The organism is Bradyrhizobium sp. Kon69, assembly GCF_055807515.1.
Map to the genome: position 1 here is coordinate 107,327 of NZ_JBVVOS010000005.1, position 17,287 is coordinate 124,613.

15 protein-coding genes are annotated in these 17,287 nt (G+C 64.8%); 12 read left to right on the forward strand and 3 right to left on the reverse strand.

Annotation, left to right across the window (positions count from 1 at the left end; translation table 11 throughout):
• Positions 1 to 23: 23 nt before the first annotated feature.
• Positions 24 to 941 carry a LysR family transcriptional regulator gene (locus tag AC0L3U_RS08795; RefSeq protein WP_473288883.1) on the reverse strand — a complete coding sequence of 306 codons (918 nt, stop codon included), beginning with the start codon at positions 939 to 941 and terminating at the stop codon, positions 24 to 26.
• A gap of 120 nt (positions 942 to 1,061) precedes the next feature.
• Here AC0L3U_RS08795 and AC0L3U_RS08800 point away from each other — a divergent pair, with 120 nt between their 5' ends.
• From AC0L3U_RS08800 to AC0L3U_RS08825, 6 genes are all read left to right on the forward strand, one after another.
• Positions 1,062 to 1,877, forward strand: coding sequence for a putative hydro-lyase (locus AC0L3U_RS08800; protein ID WP_473361448.1), 816 nt, complete (start codon positions 1,062 to 1,064; stop codon positions 1,875 to 1,877).
• An 89-nt stretch (positions 1,878 to 1,966) separates the two neighbouring features.
• Positions 1,967 to 3,211, forward strand: coding sequence for an ABC transporter substrate-binding protein (locus tag AC0L3U_RS08805; protein ID WP_473361449.1), 1,245 nt, complete (start codon positions 1,967 to 1,969; stop codon positions 3,209 to 3,211).
• Positions 3,212 to 3,382: 171 nt separating this feature from the next.
• Complete coding sequence (locus AC0L3U_RS08810) at positions 3,383 to 4,261, forward strand: branched-chain amino acid ABC transporter permease (protein WP_026233279.1); 879 nt, start codon at positions 3,383 to 3,385, stop codon at positions 4,259 to 4,261.
• Positions 4,261 to 5,244: a branched-chain amino acid ABC transporter permease gene (locus AC0L3U_RS08815; protein WP_007593738.1), complete on the forward strand. Its 984-nt coding sequence runs from the start codon at positions 4,261 to 4,263 to the stop codon at positions 5,242 to 5,244. Before AC0L3U_RS08810 ends, AC0L3U_RS08815 begins: the two co-directional genes overlap by 1 nt.
• Positions 5,241 to 5,972: an ABC transporter ATP-binding protein gene (locus AC0L3U_RS08820; protein ID WP_007593737.1), complete on the forward strand. Its 732-nt coding sequence runs from the start codon at positions 5,241 to 5,243 to the stop codon at positions 5,970 to 5,972. The genes AC0L3U_RS08815 and AC0L3U_RS08820 overlap by 4 nt, the downstream gene beginning before the upstream one ends.
• Positions 5,956 to 6,660, forward strand: a complete 705-nt coding sequence (locus AC0L3U_RS08825) for an ABC transporter ATP-binding protein (RefSeq protein WP_473361450.1) — start codon at positions 5,956 to 5,958, stop codon at positions 6,658 to 6,660. Before AC0L3U_RS08820 ends, AC0L3U_RS08825 begins: the two co-directional genes overlap by 17 nt.
• 81 nt (positions 6,661 to 6,741) lie before the next feature.
• On the opposite strand, the gene AC0L3U_RS08830 is transcribed toward AC0L3U_RS08825, so the two are convergent.
• Positions 6,742 to 6,954, reverse strand: a complete 213-nt coding sequence (locus tag AC0L3U_RS08830) for a hypothetical protein (protein WP_473361451.1) — start codon at positions 6,952 to 6,954, stop codon at positions 6,742 to 6,744.
• Positions 6,951 to 7,625: a 3-oxo-tetronate 4-phosphate decarboxylase gene (gene otnC / locus AC0L3U_RS08835; RefSeq protein ID WP_473361452.1), complete on the reverse strand. Its 675-nt coding sequence runs from the start codon at positions 7,623 to 7,625 to the stop codon at positions 6,951 to 6,953. The genes AC0L3U_RS08830 and otnC overlap by 4 nt, the downstream gene beginning before the upstream one ends.
• A gap of 103 nt (positions 7,626 to 7,728) precedes the next feature.
• Here otnC and ltnD point away from each other — a divergent pair, with 103 nt between their 5' ends.
• The 6 genes from ltnD (at position 7,729) to AC0L3U_RS08865 (ending at position 17,203) form a co-directional block, all read left to right on the forward strand.
• Positions 7,729 to 8,646, forward strand: a complete 918-nt coding sequence (ltnD, locus tag AC0L3U_RS08840) for an L-threonate dehydrogenase (RefSeq protein WP_473361453.1) — start codon at positions 7,729 to 7,731, stop codon at positions 8,644 to 8,646.
• A 14-nt stretch (positions 8,647 to 8,660) separates the two neighbouring features.
• The gene (gene otnI / locus AC0L3U_RS08845) at positions 8,661 to 9,443 is read left to right on the forward strand and encodes a 2-oxo-tetronate isomerase (protein ID WP_473361454.1); all 783 of its coding nucleotides are present in this window, start codon (positions 8,661 to 8,663) and stop codon (positions 9,441 to 9,443) included.
• A complete protein-coding gene (gene otnK / locus AC0L3U_RS08850) occupies positions 9,440 to 10,729 on the forward strand; it encodes a 3-oxo-tetronate kinase (protein WP_473361455.1) in 1,290 nt (429 codons plus the stop codon). Before otnI ends, otnK begins: the two co-directional genes overlap by 4 nt.
• Before the next feature lie 168 nt (positions 10,730 to 10,897).
• Positions 10,898 to 12,589 carry a methyl-accepting chemotaxis protein gene (locus tag AC0L3U_RS08855; RefSeq protein ID WP_473361456.1) on the forward strand — a complete coding sequence of 564 codons (1,692 nt, stop codon included), beginning with the start codon at positions 10,898 to 10,900 and terminating at the stop codon, positions 12,587 to 12,589.
• Positions 12,590 to 12,834: 245 nt separating this feature from the next.
• The gene (locus AC0L3U_RS08860) at positions 12,835 to 16,014 is read left to right on the forward strand and encodes an efflux RND transporter permease subunit (RefSeq protein ID WP_473361457.1); all 3,180 of its coding nucleotides are present in this window, start codon (positions 12,835 to 12,837) and stop codon (positions 16,012 to 16,014) included.
• Positions 16,001 to 17,203, forward strand: a complete 1,203-nt coding sequence (locus AC0L3U_RS08865; RefSeq protein WP_473361458.1) for an efflux RND transporter periplasmic adaptor subunit — start codon at positions 16,001 to 16,003, stop codon at positions 17,201 to 17,203. The genes AC0L3U_RS08860 and AC0L3U_RS08865 overlap by 14 nt, the downstream gene beginning before the upstream one ends.
• The last annotated feature ends 84 nt before the right edge of the window (positions 17,204 to 17,287 follow it).

A 17,287-nucleotide genomic window follows, 5' to 3' on the forward strand; every position in this document is an offset into this window, starting at 1 on the left:
CTCTCAATTGTCCGGCGGCTGTTTCAATGACGCGCCGGCGCGGGCGCGTCAACTGTAAGGCTGCCCTGCGCAATCTGACATGCAAGCTCTGCGACCCGCTCCACCGCCACGACGTCGGGCGAGGCGAGCCAGCTGGCGGTGAATGTCAGCGGCGCGATTTTGAGATCGGTGTCGAGCAGTTGCAGCCGCCCGTCTGCAAGCTCGTTCTCGACGATCGCGTCGGGGATCACGGCGATGCCGAGGCCCTCGACCGCCATGTGGATCACGGTCGCAAGCGAGGCGGAGGCATGCAGCCGGATCGGCGGCAGCTCCGGCCGGTCGAACACTTCGCGCACGACCTCGTAGGGCCGCGTCTTCCGCGGGAAGGTAATGATCGGAAACCGCGCGAGCTCGGCCCGCGTGACCGGTCCATGGCCGAGGCCGAGCGAGGGGCTGGCGAGAAATCCGATCGGATAGTCGGCGAGGACGCGGTTGTGCACCCCGGAAGCCGAGAGCGGACCGACGACGAAAGCAAGCTCGATCTCCTGCGCGAGCAGGCGCGCGGTCAGGTTCGGCGTGATGTCGACCTCGATCTCCAGCGACAGGTTCGGGTAGACTTGGTTCATGCTCTTCACCAGCCGCGGCAGCCAGGTGTGCACGATGGTCTCGGCGACGCCGAGCCGCATCACGCCGCGCATTGCGGAGCGATCGCCGATCTCGGCGATCATCGCAGCGCGCAGGCCGATCAGCTTCTCCGCGTAGACCATCATCTGCCGGCCGCTCGGCGTCGGCGAGGCCACGCGGTGGTCGCGGTTCAGGAGCTTCACCCCCATCTCGCGCTCGAGCTGGGCGATGCGCTGGGAGATCGCCGGCTGGGTCGTGTTGAGGCGTGCTGCGGCGCCGCGAAAGCTGCCGAGCTTCACAACCCACAGAAACGTCTCGATCGATCTGAAGTCCAGCATTGGAAGGATTTTCCTGTCCGATAAATGAAATTTATCGATATTGATTAGAAAGGAAGATTAGACTTTATAGCACGCGTGGTGTTGGCTTGTCTTTGTCGAGTTTATAGGCAGGTCGATCCCATGACTGTTTTGGTGGCAGTGCAGCAAACTGAAACACCCGACACGCTCCCGAGCCGCAAGGCGCGGCTCGCCTACCGCGAAGGGCTGGTCGCCTCCACTGCCGGCGTCGCCCCGGGCTTCGTCCAGGGCAATCTGGCGATCCTGCCGGCCGAATATGCCGGCGCCTTCCACCGCTTCTGCCAGCTCAATCCCAAGCCGTGCCCGATCATCGGCATGTCCGATGTCGGCAGTCCGTACATCCCGGCGCTGGGCGCCGATCTCGACATCCGCACCGACGTGCCGCGCTACCGCGTCTGGCGCGACGGCGAGGTCGTGGACGAGCCGACCGATGTGACAAAGCATTGGCGCGACGATCTCGTGACGTTCGTGCTCGGCTGCTCGTTCTCGTTCGAAGAGGCGCTGCTCGACGAGGGCATGCCGATCCGCCACATCGAGCACAATGTGCGCGTGCCGATGTATCGCACCAACATCGCCTGCGGCGAGTCCGGTCCCTTCGCCGGTCCCATGGTGGTGTCGATGCGTCCGTTCAAGCCGGCGGATGCGATCCGCGCGGTGCAGATCACCTCGCGCTATCCGGCCGTGCACGGCGCGCCCGTGCATCTCGGCCATCCGCATCTGATCGGCATCAAGGACATCGCCAAGCCCGACTACGGCGATCCGGTGCCGGTCGCCGACGACGAGATCCCGGTGTTCTGGGCCTGCGGCGTGACGCCGCAATCGGTCATCAACGCTGCCAAGCTGCCGTTCGCGATCACGCATTCGCCGGGCCTGATGCTGGTGACGGATCTCAAGAACAGGACCATGGCCGTGATTTAGTGGGCAGCGTTTGCTGCTTCTTCGAGCTTTACCGCATCCATCAATCGCTTCATTCGATCAGCCGAAATTCAGTAACAGGGGACTTTGCCATGACGATCACTCGCCGCGACGTATTGTTGGGAGCCACCGCTACGGCCGCGCTGGTACCGCTGGCCGCCCGCGCACAGACTTCGGAAGTCGTGATCGGCGTGATCTATCCGTTCTCCGGCGGCAGCGCGCAGCAGGGCGTCGACGCGCAGAAGGCCTATGAGACCGCGCTCGAGGTCATCAACAAGGCCACGGATTTCGACCTGCCGCTGGCCAAGGGCGAGGGCCTGCCGGGCCTCGGCGGCGCAAAAGTGCGCCTCGTGTTCGCCGACCATCAGGCCGATCCGCAGAAGGGCCGTGCCGAAGCCGAGCGCCTGATCACGCAGGAGAAGGTCTGCGCCATCATCGGCACCTATCAGAGCGCGGTCGCCGTCACCGTCAGCCAGATCTGCGAGCGCTACCAGATCCCGTTCGTCTCCGCCGACAACTCCTCGCCGAGCCTGCATCGCCGCGGCCTCAAATATTACTTCCGCGCCTCCCCGCACGACGAGATGTACTCGGCCGCGATGTTCGACTTCTTCGATGCCTTGAAGAAGAAGGGCACCAAGATCGAGACGCTGTCGCTGTTCCACGAAGACACCATCTTCGGCACCGATTCCGCCAATGCCCAGGCCAAGATCGCCGGCGAGCGCGGCTACAAGATCGTCGCGGACATCAAGTATCGCGCCAATTCGCCCTCGCTCTCGGCCGAGGTGCAGCAGCTCAAGAGCGCGAACGCCGACGTGCTGATGCCCTCGAGCTACACCACCGATGGCATCCTGCTGGTGAAGACCATGGCCGAGCTCGGTTACAAGCCGAACGCGATCGTGGCGCAGGACGCCGGCTTCTCCGAGAAGGCGCTCTACGACGCCGTCGGCGACAAGCTCGAAGGCGTGATCTCGCGCGGCACCTTCTCGCTCGATCTCGCGCAGAAGCGCCCGATGGTCGGCAAGATCAACGACATGTTCAAGACGCGTTCGGGCAAGGATTTCAACGATCTCACCTCGCGTCAGTTCATGGGCCTGATCATCCTCGCGGACGCCATCAGTCGCGCCAAGTCGACGGACGGCGAGAAGATCCGCGATGCGCTGGCCGCCACCGACATCCCGGGCGAGCAGACCATCATGCCCTGGAAGCGCGTCAAGTTCGACGAGATGGGCCAGAACAACGACGCCGACCCGGTGCTGCTGCAATATGTCGGCGGCAAATTCGTCACCATCTTCCCGCCGCAGGCCGCGATCGCCGAGGCGATCTGGCCGATGAAGTAAGCGCTGCGGGAGCAGGGAAGCAAATCGAGATCGTCGCAAGAGCCTCGTCATTGCGAGGAGCGAAGCGACGAAGCAATCCAGACTGTCTCCGCGACGAGATTCTGGATTGCTTCGCTTCGCTTCGCTCGCAATGACGGAGCAAACGATGATATTTCGAGCGGGGGACCACCGGTGACAGCCCAAACCATTATCCAAAGTCTCGCGAGCGGCCTTCTCATGGGCCTGCTCTACGGACTGATCGCCGTCGGCCTCGCGCTGATCTTCGGCTTGATGGACGTCGTGAACTTCGCCCATGGCGAGTTCCTGATGATCGCGATGTATGTGAGCTTCTTCCTGTTCACGTTCTTCGCCATCGACCCCTTGCTGTCGGCGCCGCTGGTGGCCGCCGCGCTGTTCGTATTCGGAGCGGTCGTCTATTTGTTGATCGTGCGCTTCGCCATGCGGGCCAAGGCCAATGCGGGCATGGTGCAGATCTTCTCCACCTTCGGCCTCGCCATCGTGATGCGCGGTCTCGCGCAATTCTTCTTCACGCCTGACTATCGCAGCGTTCCGCAGTCCTGGCTCGGCGGCAAGACGATCTCTATCGCCGGCGTCTTCCTGCCGGAGCCGCAGCTCATGGGTGCGCTGGTTTCGATCCTGGCCTTTGCCGGCCTCTACTTCTTCATCCATCGCACCGATTTCGGTCGCGCGCTGGAGGCCACCCGTGAAGATCCCGGCGCGGTGGCCCTCGTCGGCATCGACAAGAACCGCGTGTTCGCACTCGGCTGGGGGCTTGGTGCCGCGCTGGTCGGCCTCGCCGGAGCGATCATGGCGAGCTTCTTCTATATCTATCCCGACGTCGGCGCGTCCTTTGCGCTGATCGCCTACGTCACCGTCGCGCTCGGTGGCTTCGGCAGCGTGTTCGGCGCTTTCGCCGGCGGAATCATCGTCGGCCTTGTCGAGGCCACCACCGCGCTGGTGCTGCCGCCGTCGCTGAAATCGGTCGGCATCTACGCCGTGTACCTGCTGGTCGTCTTCATCCGGCCGCGCGGCCTGTTCGGATCGATGTGATGGACAAGGATTTTGCCGCGCGGCGCCGCCGCGACCTCATCATCGCCGCGGTGCTGACCGCCCTGGCGGCGCTCGCTCCGCTGTTCATCAAGGACGTCTACGTCCAGAACATCCTGATCCTGACCTTGATGTATGCGGCGCTGTCGCAGAGCTGGAATATTCTCTCCGGCTATTGCGGGCAGATCTCGCTGGGACACGCGCTCTATTTCGGCATCGGCGCCTACACCACCGAGCTGCTGTTCACCAAGTTCGGCGTGCTGCCATGGTTCGGCATGCTCGCCGGCGGCGCAGTCGCGGCCGCGATCGCGATGGGGCTCGGCTATCCCTTCTTTCGGTTGCGCGGCCATTATTTCGTGATCGCGACCATCGTCATTGCCGAGATCGGCTTGCTCTTGTTCCAGAATTGGGAATGGGCGGGGGCCGCGATGGGAATCACCATTCCGGTGCGCGGCGACAGCTGGCTGAAATTCCAGTTCATGCGCAGCAAGCTGCCGTACTTCTATTTCGCGCTGGTGCTGTGCAGCCTCGCCTGGTTCGTCACCTGGTGGTTGGAGGACTCCAAATGGGGCTTCTGGTGGCGCGCGGTAAAGGACAATCCGGAAGCGGCCGAGAGCCTCGGCGTCGTCGTGTTCAACTCCAAGATGGGCGCGGCTGCCGTCTCCGCTTTCCTCGTTGCCATCGGCGGCGCTTTCTATGCGCAATTCCTCGCCTACATCGATCCTGAAAGCGTCATGGGCTTTCAGTTCTCGCTGCTGATGGCGTTGCCGGCCGTGCTGGGCGGCATCGGCACCCTCTGGGGGCCCGTGTTAGGGGCGGCCATCCTGATCCCGATGACGGAGCTGACGCGCTCCTATATCGGCGGCTCCGGCCGCGGCGTCGATCTCATCGTCTACGGCACGCTGATCGTGCTGATTTCGCTCGCCCTGCCACAGGGTCTGGTGAGCCTGTTCTCTCGTGCGAAGCGGAAGGGAGCCACGCGATGACCCCGCTGCTCGAAACCCGCGGCGTCTGGCAGCGCTTCGGCGGCCTCGTCGCCAACAGCGACGTCTCGATCTCGGTCGGTCGCGGCGAGATCGTCGGCCTGATCGGCCCGAATGGTGCCGGCAAGTCGACGCTGTTCAATCTCATCGCCGGCGTGCTGCCGCCGACGCAAGGCTCGATCTGGTTCGACGGCGAGGATGTCACCAGCATGCCGGCCGCCGAGCGCTGCCAGCGCGGCGTCGGGCGTACCTTCCAGGTCGTCAAGAGCTTTGAGACCATGACCGTTATCGACAACGTCATCGTCGGCGCACTGGTGCGCAACACCGTGATGCGCGAGGCACGCCGCAAGGCGCATGAGGTGTTGGAGTTCACCGGCCTTGCCGCGCGCGCCAACGTGCTCGCGAGCGACCTCGTGCCGGCCGAAAAGCGCCGCCTCGAAGTCGCGCGCGCGCTTGCGACCGAACCAAAGCTGCTGCTGCTCGACGAAGTCCTCACTGGTCTTACGCCGACCGAGGCGCAGACCGGCGTCGCGCTGGTGCGCAAGGTGCGTGACGCCGGCATCACCGTGCTGATGGTCGAGCATGTCATGGAGATCGTGATGCCGCTGGTCGATCGTGCCATCGTGCTCGACCTCGGCAAGGTGCTGGTCGAGGGCAAGCCCACTGAAATCGTCCGCGATCCCAAGGTGATCAGCGCATATCTGGGAGATCGTCATGCTGTCGGTGCGTGAAGTCACGACCGCCTATCAGGGCCTGGTCGCGATCTCCTCGGTCAGCATTGAAGTCGCCAAGGGCGAGATCGTCTGCGTCGCCGGCGCCAACGGCGCGGGCAAGTCGACGCTGCTGAAATCCATCGCCGGCGCCGAGCGCCCGCGTTCGGGCACGGTGACGTTCGACGGCAAGCGCCTCGACGGCATGGCGCAGCATCACATCACGGCCACCGGCATCGCCTATGTGCCGGAGAACCGCCGCCTGTTTCCGCGCCTCTCCGTGCGCGACAATCTGCGCCTCGGCAGTTATCTCTACCGCGGCGAGGCCGACCGCGAGAGTCCGCTCGATCTCGTGTTCCAGCTGTTTCCGCGTCTCGCCGAGCGCCTGGAGCAGCGCGCCGAGACGCTATCCGGCGGCGAACAGCAGATGCTCGCGATCGGCCGTGCGCTGATGACGCGCCCGCGGCTGTTGATGCTGGACGAGCCCTCGCAGGGCATCATGCCGAAGCTGGTCGACGAGATCTTCCAGGCCGTCAAGCGCATCCGCGACGCCGGCATGACGGTGCTGATCGTAGAGCAACGCATGGCGGAATGTCTCGAGATCGCCGACCGCGCCTACATCCTGCAAACCGGCCGCGTGCTGATGCAGGGTGCGGCAAGCGAGATCAAGGGCAATCCGGACGTGCGCAAGGCCTATCTGGGACTGTAGCTACAAGCACACTGCCGTAGCCCGGATGAGCGAAGCGATATCCGGGGCAGGTGCTCCCGCATGTCGCTTCGCTCATGCGGGCTACGATCGCTGACCATGCCTTGCTTTAGCCGCCGCCAGCAACACCGCTTCGACGATTGCGTCGAACTCTTCCTTTCCGATCGGATCAGTTGCGGTCAGTTCATCGTATGTCTTCGTATAGGGAGACCACCAGTGACGGTGTAAGCCAATTTCGTGGAGAACGCGGGCCGCCGCCACTATCTCACCCGGTGTAGGCCGTGCTGCATCGGTCATTCCTCGTGCCCATGCTCCGGCAGCATCAGCCCAAACACCTTTCCCAGATCGTTCACCTGCTCGGGCGAGAGATAGCGCGGGTTCATCCCGCGCAGCAGGAGATACAGCTTCGCCGTCTCCTCCAGCTCCTCGGTCGCGAACACGGCTGCTTCCAGCGTGTCGCCGGCGACGACCGGACCGTGATTGGCGAGCAGCACGGATGAGTATTTTCCCGCCAGCCCCTTGATCGCATCGGCGACCGCGGGATCGCCGGGGCGGTAATAGGGCACGAGCGCGGTGGCGCCGCATTTCATCAGATAATAGGCCGTCATCGGCGGCAGCGCGGCGCGCGGGTCGATCTCCGGCAGCATCGACAGCGCGACCGAATGGGTGGAATGCAGATGCACGATCGCCCGTGCGCTCCCGCGCGTGGCGTAGAGCGCATTGTGCAGCGGAACTTCCTTGGTCGGCGCATCGCCCGAAACCAGTCGGCCCTGATCGTCCAGCCACGACAGTTTTGCGGGATCGAGGAAGCCGAGCGAGGCATTGGTCGGCGTCACCAGCCAGCCGCCGCCCTCCAGCCTGACGCTGATATTACCGGAGGAGCCGGGCGTCAGCCCACGCTCGAACAGGGACCGTCCGAAGCGGCAAATGTCTTCGCGGAGCCGTGTCTCGTTGCTCATGGCCGTCATGTCCGTTTGTCTCACGCTTTGGCAGCGCGGCCAAGCCGTGTTAATCGGTTGCCAAGCTGCCGCAAAGGGTGGCCCTCCGGGAAACGTCGCAAGGATCAGTTGCATGTCCGCCTCCACGTCACAGAATCAGCGCATCGCCGTCATCGGGCTCGGCTCGATGGGGTTTGGCATGGCGACCTCGCTGAAGCGCGCCGGTCATGTCGTCACCGGCTGCGACGTCTCGGCTGATGCGGTGGCGCGTTTCGTGACGGAGGGCGGGGCGGGCGCCAAGACGCCGGCCGAAGCTGCCAAGGGCGCCGACATCGTCGTCAGCGTCGTCGTCAATGCCGCGCAGACCGAGACCATCCTGTTCGGCAAGGATGGCGTCGCGGAAACCATGGCCAAGGACAGCGTCTTTCTGTCGTCGGCGACCATGGATCCCGACGTGGCGCGGCGTCTCGCCAAGCAGTTGGAGGCGACCGGCCGGCACTATCTGGATGCGCCGATCTCCGGCGGGGCGCAGCGCGCAGCGCAGGGCGAGCTGACGATCCTCGCCTCCGGCAGTCCGGTTGCGTTCGAGAAAGCACGGCCCGCACTCGATGCCATGGCCGCAAAGCTCTACGAGCTTGGCGATGCCGCAGGCCAGGGCGCCGCCTTCAAGATGATCAACCAATTGCTTGCCGGCGTGCATATCGCCGCTGCCAGCGAAGCGATCGCATTCGCGGCCAAGCAGGGTCTCGACATCCGCAAGGTTTATGAGGTGATCACGGCCTCCGCCGGAAACTCCTGGATGTTCGAGAACCGCATGCCGCACGTGCTCGACGGCGATTACACGCCGAGGAGTGCGGTCGAGATCTTCGTCAAGGACCTCGGCATCATCCAGGACATGGCACGCAGTGCCAGATTCCCGGTTCCGGTCTCCGCCGCTGCACTTCAGATGTTCTTGATGACGGCAGCCGCCGGCATGGGCCGCGACGACGATGCGTCGGTGGCGCGGATGTATGCGCAGGTCACGGGCGTGAAGCTGCCCGGCGACAAATAGACAAGAGGATTCCCATGCCCCGTTTTGCCGCCAATCTCTCGATGATGTTCACCGAGGTGCCGTTCCTCGACCGCTTCGACGCCGCTGCCGCAGCCGGCTTCACCGCAGTCGAGTTTCTCTTTCCCTACGAGCATCCGGCCGAGGCGGTCGGCGAGCGGCTCAAGCGCAACGGCTTGACCCAGGCGCTGTTCAACCTGCCGCCGGGCGACTGGAATGCCGGCGAGAAGGGCTTTGCGGCACTCCCGTCGCGATTCGCCGAGCTGAAGGCGAGCCTGGAGACCGCGCTGCCCTACGCCAAGGCGACCGGCGTCAAGCGGCTGCATTTGATGGCGGGCATCGCCAACCGCAGCGAGCGCGTCGCGATCGAGGCGTTCTACAAATCGGTGGCGTGGGCCGCCGAGTTCTTCGCGCCGCACGGGATCGACATCGTGCTCGAGCCGATCAATGCGCGCAATGTGCCCGGCTACTTCCTCAACGATTTCGGCTTCGCGCGCGACCTGATCCAGGAGCTGAGGCTTCCGAACCTGAAACTCCAGTTCGACATCTATCACTGCCAGATCATCCATGGCGACGTCACGATGCGGCTGCGCGAGATGATGCCGCTGATCGGCCACGTCCAGATCGCCAGCATCCCCTCGCGCAACGAGCCTGATGGCGAGGAGCTGAACTATCCGTTCCTGTTCGACGAACTCGACCGGCTCGGCTATGCCGGCTTCGTCGGCTGCGAATATAATCCGCGCGGCAAGACGACCGACGGCCTCGCCTGGTTCAAGCCTTATGCGGGAGTGAAGCCGTGACACTTGCAGCGAAAATATCTCTTGGCTGCATCGCCGACGACTACACCGGCGCCTCCGACCTCGCCAACACGCTGACGCGCGCGGGCCTGCGCACGGTGCAGACCATCGGCGTGCCCGCGGACGATCTCGCACTGCCCGAGGTCGACGCCGTCGTGGTGTCCTTGAAGAGCCGCTCGATCGAGGCCGGCCTCGCCGTGTCGCGCTCGCGCGCGGCCGAGACATGGCTACGCGGCCGCGGCGCAAGCCACGTGCTGTTCAAGATCTGCTCCACCTTCGATTCCACCGATGCCGGCAATATCGGCCCGGTGATGGACGCGCTGCGCGCCGATTGCGGCGAGGCGGCCGTGCTGGTGACGCCGGCGTTTCCGGAGACCGGCCGCACCGTCTACCAGGGCAATCTGTTCGTCGGCGCCGTGCCGTTGAACGAGAGCCCGCTGAAGGACCATCCGCTCAACCCGATGCACGATTCCAACCTGGTCCGCGTCCTGGCGCGCCAGAGCAAGACGCAAATCGGCCTGGTCGATCTCGCTACCGTCACGCGCGGCGCGGATGCCGTGCGGACGCGGCTGGCCGAACTCGCCGGCAAGGGCATTGGCGCGGCGATCATCGACGCCGTCTTCGATCGCGACCTCGAGACCATCGGCCTCGTCGCTGTCCAGCATCGGCTGTCGGTCGGCGCTTCCGGCATGGGTCTTGGGCTGGCGCGGGCGCTGGTGTCGACGGGCAAGATCGCATCGAGCGCGGCGAGCAGCGAGGCGGGGGCAGCGGTCGGCGGACCGGCGGCGTGCCTTGCCGGAAGCTGCTCGCAGGCGACGCTCCAGCAGATCGCCAATGCCGAGCGTGTCATGCCGGTGCTGCATCTCGATCCGGACCGTATTACTACGGGCAAGGACGAGGCGCAGCGCGCGCTGGCATGGGCGAAGCCGCGACTGGCCGACGGTCCGGTCCTGATCGCATCGAGCTCGACGCCCGATCAGGTCGCCGCGCTCCAGGCGCGCCATGGTCGCGACGCGGCCGGTCACGCCATCGAGCAGGCGATGGCCGACATCGCCGAGGGTCTGGTGCAGGCCGGCGTCAAGCGCCTGGTCGTTGCCGGCGGGGAGACATCCGGTGCCGTGGTCGACCGATTGAAGATACCGGGATTTCTCGTGGGGGTGGAGATCGCAGCCGGCGTCCCGGTGCTGCGCGCGGTCGGTGCTGAAAAAGGCGACATGCTGCTTGCCTTGAAGTCCGGAAATTTCGGCGGGCCGGAGTTTTTCTCCGACGCGCTTGGGCTCATGCGCTGAGCGCAGGGCATTTTTAGCGTCGTGTTCACTTGTTTCAGGCTTCCGTACTCGTACGGAGTCGTCGTTAACATCTGCTCAGGTGCTCTGGTGTTGGATGTCGGTGCTGCTCCCTTAGGTTGATTCGTAGATTTCCGGACGCGCCGCCGCGCCAGCACAAAGAGACTCCATATGCTCGCCACTATTTCCATCCGCGCCAAGATCATCAGTGTCGTGGCGTTCCTGCTGGTCGCGATGGCCGGCATGGGCCTGCTCGCCGTCATGAAGATGCGGTCGATGAATGCCAACACCGTCGACATCACCACGAGCTGGATGCCCAGCGTGCGTGTGCTCGGCGACCTGCGTGCCGGCGTCATCACTTACCGCAACGTCATCCGGGAGCACATGCTGTCGGAAACGCTGGACGAGAAGCTCGCGGCAGAGAAGACGCTTGCGACCGTGATCGAGGCCAACACCAAATTCCGCAAAACTTACGAGGACATGATTACCTCGCCTGAAGAACGGGCACTCTACGGTGAATGGTCCAAGTTCTGGGACGATTACAAGAAGGGCACCCAGGAGGTCATGGCGCTGTCGCGCAAGGAGGCCGGCAAGGTCCCGCACGAGGCGCATGAGCTGAACACCAAGACGGTCAACAAGATCGGGCTTCAGGCCGACGAGGTTCTGCGCAAGGATATCGAGCTCAACACCAAGGGTGGCGACCAGGCCGCGCAGGATGCCGCCAACAGCTACTATTATGCCTTCATGCTGGTCGCGATCATTCTCGGCGCCGCCGTCCTTGTCGGCTCCGGCGTTGGCTTCTACCTGGTGCAGGACGTCTCGAACGGCATCAACTCGATTACCCAGCCGATGCAGGCACTCGGCAAGGGCGACCTTTCCGCCGAGGTTCCGCACCGTGGTGAGAAGACCGAGATCGGCGCCATGGCCGACGTGCTCCAGATCTTCAAGGACGCGCTGATCGCCAAGAAGGCCGCCGACGAGGCTGCCGCCGCCGATGCCGAAGCCAAGATCGAGCGCGGCCGCCGCGTCGACAACATCACCCGCGAATTCGAAACGATGATCGGCGAGATCGTCCAGACCGTGTCGTCGGCCTCGACCCAGTTGGAGGCCTCCGCCTCGACGCTGACCTCGACCGCCGACCGCTCCCAGCGGCTGGCGACCACGGTTGCCGGAGCGTCGGAGGAGGCCTCGACCAACGTGCAGTCGGTGGCCTCGGCCACCGAGGAGATGGCCTCATCGGTCGGCGAGATCAGCCGTCAGGTGCAGGAATCTGCGCGGATGGCGGGCGACGCCGTCGGCCAGGCGCGCACCACCACCGAACGCGTCAGCGAACTCTCCAAGGCAGCCTCGCGCATCGGCGACGTCGTCGAGCTCATCAACACCATCGCCGGCCAGACCAACCTTCTGGCGCTGAACGCGACCATCGAAGCCGCACGCGCCGGCGAAGCCGGCCGCGGCTTTGCGGTCGTCGCCTCCGAGGTGAAGGCGCTCGCCGAGCAGACCGCGAAGGCGACCGGTGAGATCGGCCAGCAGATTTCCGGCATCCAGGCGGCGACCAACGACTCGGTCGGCGCCATCAAGGAGATCTCGTCGACCATCGAGCGTCTGTCGGAGATCTCATCGGCGATCGCGGCGGCCGTGGAAGAGCAGGGCGCGGCGACCCAGGAGATCGCCCGCAACGTACAACAGGCGGCGCAGGGCACCCAGCAGGTCTCCTCCAACATCACCGACGTGCAGCGCGGCGCGACCGAGACCGGCACGGCCTCCTCGCAGGTGCTGTCGGCGGCGCAGATGCTGTCGAACGACTCGAACCGGCTCAAGACCGAAGTCAGCAAGTTCCTGACCAACGTCCGCGCGGCCTAGGCTGGCAGGCACGGAATTCCTGAAAGCGGCGTCCGCGGACGCCGCTTTTTTTACGCGGGGAACAGCGGCTTCTGTCATCTTTCGGGCCTGAGCTGCATATCTGGAATGCGATTTCGCAGTGCGATAGCAGGGAAGTTACCGCAGGTGCCGCAGCGTCGTTGGCCATTTGTGCGGTCTTCAGGTAAATCAGCCGAGGAACCCGCGGGGGCGGTGTTTCCGGTCCCTGATCTGGAATTGCCCAACGAATGATTGCTCTGGTCCGTATTGCCCTGAGCCGGCCCTACACGTTTGTCGTGCTCGCGCTCCTGCTTCTGATCATCGGACCGCTGGCGGCGCTGCGGACGCCGACCGACATCTTCCCGGACATCCGCATCCCCGTGATCGGGGTGGTCTGGCAATACACCGGCCTGCCGCCCGACCAGATGTCGGGTCGCATCACCACGCCGTTTCAGCGCGCGCTGACGACGACGGTCAACGACATCGAGCACATCACCGCCAATTCCTATAACGGCTTTGGCATCATCAAGATCTTCTTCCAGCCGAACGTCGACATCCGCACCGCCAATGCGCAGGTCACCGCGATCTCGCAGACGCTGATCAAGCAGATGCCGCCGGGCGCGACGCCGCCTCTGATCCTGAACTACTCCGCCTCCACCGTGCCGATCGTCCAGGTGGCGCTGTCGGGTGATGGGCTGACCGAGCAGAACCTCGCCGATATCGGCATCAACCAGCTGCGTACGCCGCTGGTCACCGTGCCGGGTGCTGCGATCCCGTATCCGTTCGGCGGCAAGCAGCGCCAGGTCCAGATCGATCTCGACCCGACCGCGCTCCAGGCGAGGGGCCTGTCCGGCCAGGACGTCGCCAACGCGCTCGCGGCCCAGAACCTGATCACGCCGGTCGGCACCCAGAAGATCGGGCAGTTCGAATACAACATCCAGCTCAACAACTCGCCGCTGAAGATCGAGGAGCTCGGCAATCTGCCGATCAAGACCGTCAACGGCGCGATGGTCTATGTGCGCGACGTCGCGACCGTCAGGGACGGCAACCCGCCGCAGACCAACATCGTCCATGTCGACGGCAACCGCTCGGTGCTGATGATGGTGCTGAAGGCAGGCGCGACCTCGACGCTCGACATCATCGCCGGCATCAAGCAGAAGGTGATCGACGTCAAGGACCAGCTGCCGGACGCGCTCAAGATCGGCTTCATCGGCGATCAGTCGGTGTTCGTCCGCGGCGCCATCGAAGGCGTCGCGTTCGAGGGCGTGATCGCGGCGTTGCTCACCAGCGTCATGATCCTGCTGTTCCTCGGCAGCTGGCGCTCGACCGTGATCATCGCGGTCTCGATCCCGCTCTCCGTGCTCGGCGCTATCATCATGCTGTCGGCGATCGGCGAGACGCTGAACATCATGACGCTCGGCGGCCTCGCGCTCGCGGTCGGCATTCTCGTTGATGACGCCACCGTCACGATCGAGAACATCAACTACCATCTGGAGCAGGGCAAGCCGGTCGAGCAGTCGATCCTCGACGGCGCCAACCAGATCGTGACACCGGCCTTCGTCTCGCTGCTCTGCATCTGCATCGTGTTCGTGCCGATGTTCTTCCTTACCGGCGTGGCGCGCTTCCTGTTCGTGCCGATGGCGGAAGCGGTGATGTTCGCGATGATCTGGTCGTTCCTGCTGTCGCGCACGCTGGTGCCGACCATGGCCAATTACCTGCTGCAGCCGCATGTCCATCACGAGGACGGCCCGCCGAAGTCGCGCAATCCCCTGGTGTGGTTCCAGCGCGGCTTCGAGGCTCGCTTCGAGCGTATTCGCGGCGGCTACCACAATTTCCTCGGGCTCGCGCTCGCGCACCGTCCGGTGTTCGTGATCGGCTTCCTCTGCGTGGTCGGCGCGTCCTTCGCGCTGGTGCCGTTCCTCGGGCGCAACTTCTTCCCCGCGGTCGATGCCGGCAACATCCTGATGCACGTCCGCACCCAGGTCGGCACCCGCGTCGAGGAGACCGCGAACCAGCTCGCCGACGTGCAGAAGGCGATCCGCAAGCTGATCCCGGGCGAGATCGAAACGCTGACCGACAACATCGGCATGCCGATCTCCGGCATCAACATGACCTACAACAACACCGGCGTGATCGGCCCGCAGGATGGCGACATCCAGATCAAGCTGAAGGAAGGCCACAAGCCGACCGAGGAGCATGTGCGCGTGCTGCGTGAGCAACTGCCGCGGCTGTTCCCCGGCGTCAGCTTCGCCTTCCTGCCGGCGGACATCGTCAGCCAGATCCTGAACTTCGGCGCGCCGGCACCGATCGACCTGCAGATTCGCGGCGCCAATATCAGCGCCAACTTCGCTTATGCCAACAATCTGCTGGCCAAGGTCCGCAGGATTCCCGGCGTCGCCGATGCGCGCATCCAGCAGTCGCCGAACAATCCGACCTTCAACATCGACGTCGACCGCACCCGCGCGCAATATGTCGGCCTGACCGAGCGCGACGTCACCAACAGTCTCGTGGTCAACCTTGCTGGCTCCTCGCAGGTGGCGCCGACCTACTACCTCAATCCGGATAACGGCGTGTCCTATTCGATCGTGATGCAGACGCCGCAGTACCAGATGGATTCGCTCAGCGCGCTTCAGACGCTGCCGATCACGGCGGCCGGCAATTCGCAGTCGCCGATCCTCGGCGGCATCGCCGACATCAGGCGCTCGACCTCGAGCGCGGTGGTCTCGCAATACGACATCCAGTCGATGGTGCAGATCTTCGCCACGACCTCGGGCCGCGATCTCGGTGCGGTCGCGACCGACATCCGCCAGGTGATCGCCGACACCGCCAAAGAGGTGCCGAAGGGCTCTTCCGTGGTGCTGCTCGGCCAGGTGCAGACCATGAACAGCGCCTTCACGGGCCTGCTGTTCGGCCTGCTCGGGGCGGTCGTCCTGATCTATTTCCTGATCGTCGTGAACTTCCAGTCCTGGTCCGATCCGTTCGTGATCATCACGGCGCTGCCGGCCGCGCTCGCCGGCATCGTCTGGATGCTGTTCGCCACCGAGACGACGCTGTCGGTTCCGGCGCTGACCGGCGCCATCATGTGCATGGGCGTTGCCACCGCCAATAGCGTGCTCGTGATCTCGTTCGCGCGCGAGCGCTACGAAGAGCTCGGCGATCCCATCGCCGCGGCGCTGGAAGCCGGCTTCGTCCGGTTCCGCCCGGTGCTGATGACCGCGCTCGCCATGATCATCGGCATGGCGCCCATGGCCCTCGGGCTCGGCGAGGGCGGCGAGCAGAATGCGCCGCTCGGCCGCGCCGTGATCGGCGGCCTGATCTTTGCAACCTTCGCCACGCTGATGTTTGTTCCCGTGGTGTTCAGCATGGTACACAAGAAGCAAGGCGCCAAAGCCGCCGCCTCCCTGGAGACCCCGCATGTCGCCCACTGAATCCCGCTCCCCGGTGTCGCACCGGAAACTGGGCATCTTCGGCGTGGTGGCGCTGATCGCGGCGGGCCTGGTCGTGGGCACCGGCATCCGTGCCCGCGAGGAGCAGGGCTCCAAGCTGAAGGCCTGGACCGATGACCAGGCTGTTCCCAGCGTCGCGGTGACGCTGCCCAATGCCAAGGCTCTCAATGCGACCATCGATTTGCCGGGCCGTCTCGAAGCCTATTATCGCGCGCCGATCTTTGCCCGCGTTCCCGGCTATCTCAAAAGCTGGAGCGCCGACATCGGTGCGCGGGTGAAAGCCGGTCAGGTGATCGCCGAGATCGAGGCGCCTGACCTCGACCAGCAACTGCTTCAGGCCCGCGCCGACCTCGCCAGCCAGCAGTCCAGCGCCAGGCTGTCGGAAGCCACCCTCAACCGCCGCAAGACGCTGGTCGCCTCCAATTTCGTCTCCGCGCAGGAGATCGACGAGCGTACCGCCGATCTCTCCAACAAGAACGCGGCGGTTCGTTCGGGACAGGCCAATGTCGAGCGCCTCGAAGCGCTGGCCGGTTACAAGAAGATCACCGCTCCGTTTGACGGTGTGGTCACGGCGCGCGACACCGACGTCGGTGCGCTGATCAATTCAGGCGGCGGCTCGGGCCCGGCGATGTTCGTGGTCTCCGACATCACCAAGCTGCGCGTCTACATCAACGTTCCCCAGAACTACGTGCCCGCGATCAAGATCGGCGCCAAGGCCGCCATCGTGCTGCCGGAGTATCCGAACCGGACCTTCCAGGCGACGGTGGAGGCCTCCTCGCAGGCGGTTGACGTCGCCTCCGGCACGACGCGCATGCAACTCGGTCTCGACAATTCCTCAGGCGAGCTGATGCCCGGCGGCTACGCCAGCGTGAAGCTCAGCCTGCAGCGCGACTCCGCGCCGCTCAGCATTCCCGCCAGCGCGCTGATCTTCAACGGCAGCGGCCTGCGCGTCGCAACCGTCGGTCCGGACGACAAGGTGCTGTTCAAGCCGGTGACCATCGCGCGCGATCTCGGCCGCGAGATCGAGCTTGCCTCGGGAGTTGCAGCGGATGATCGCGTCATCACGGCACCACCGGACGGCCTTTCCGACGGCGACCAGGTCCGCGTCACCGGCGCCGGTGCCAAGGGCAAGCCGGCGACCGCGTCGGAGAAGCAGGCGCCGAAGGGGTAGCCTCATTTACCTCGCCCCGCTTGCGGGGAGAGGTCGATCGCGAAGCGATCGGGTGAGGGGGACTCTCCGCGAGTCCAACTCTTA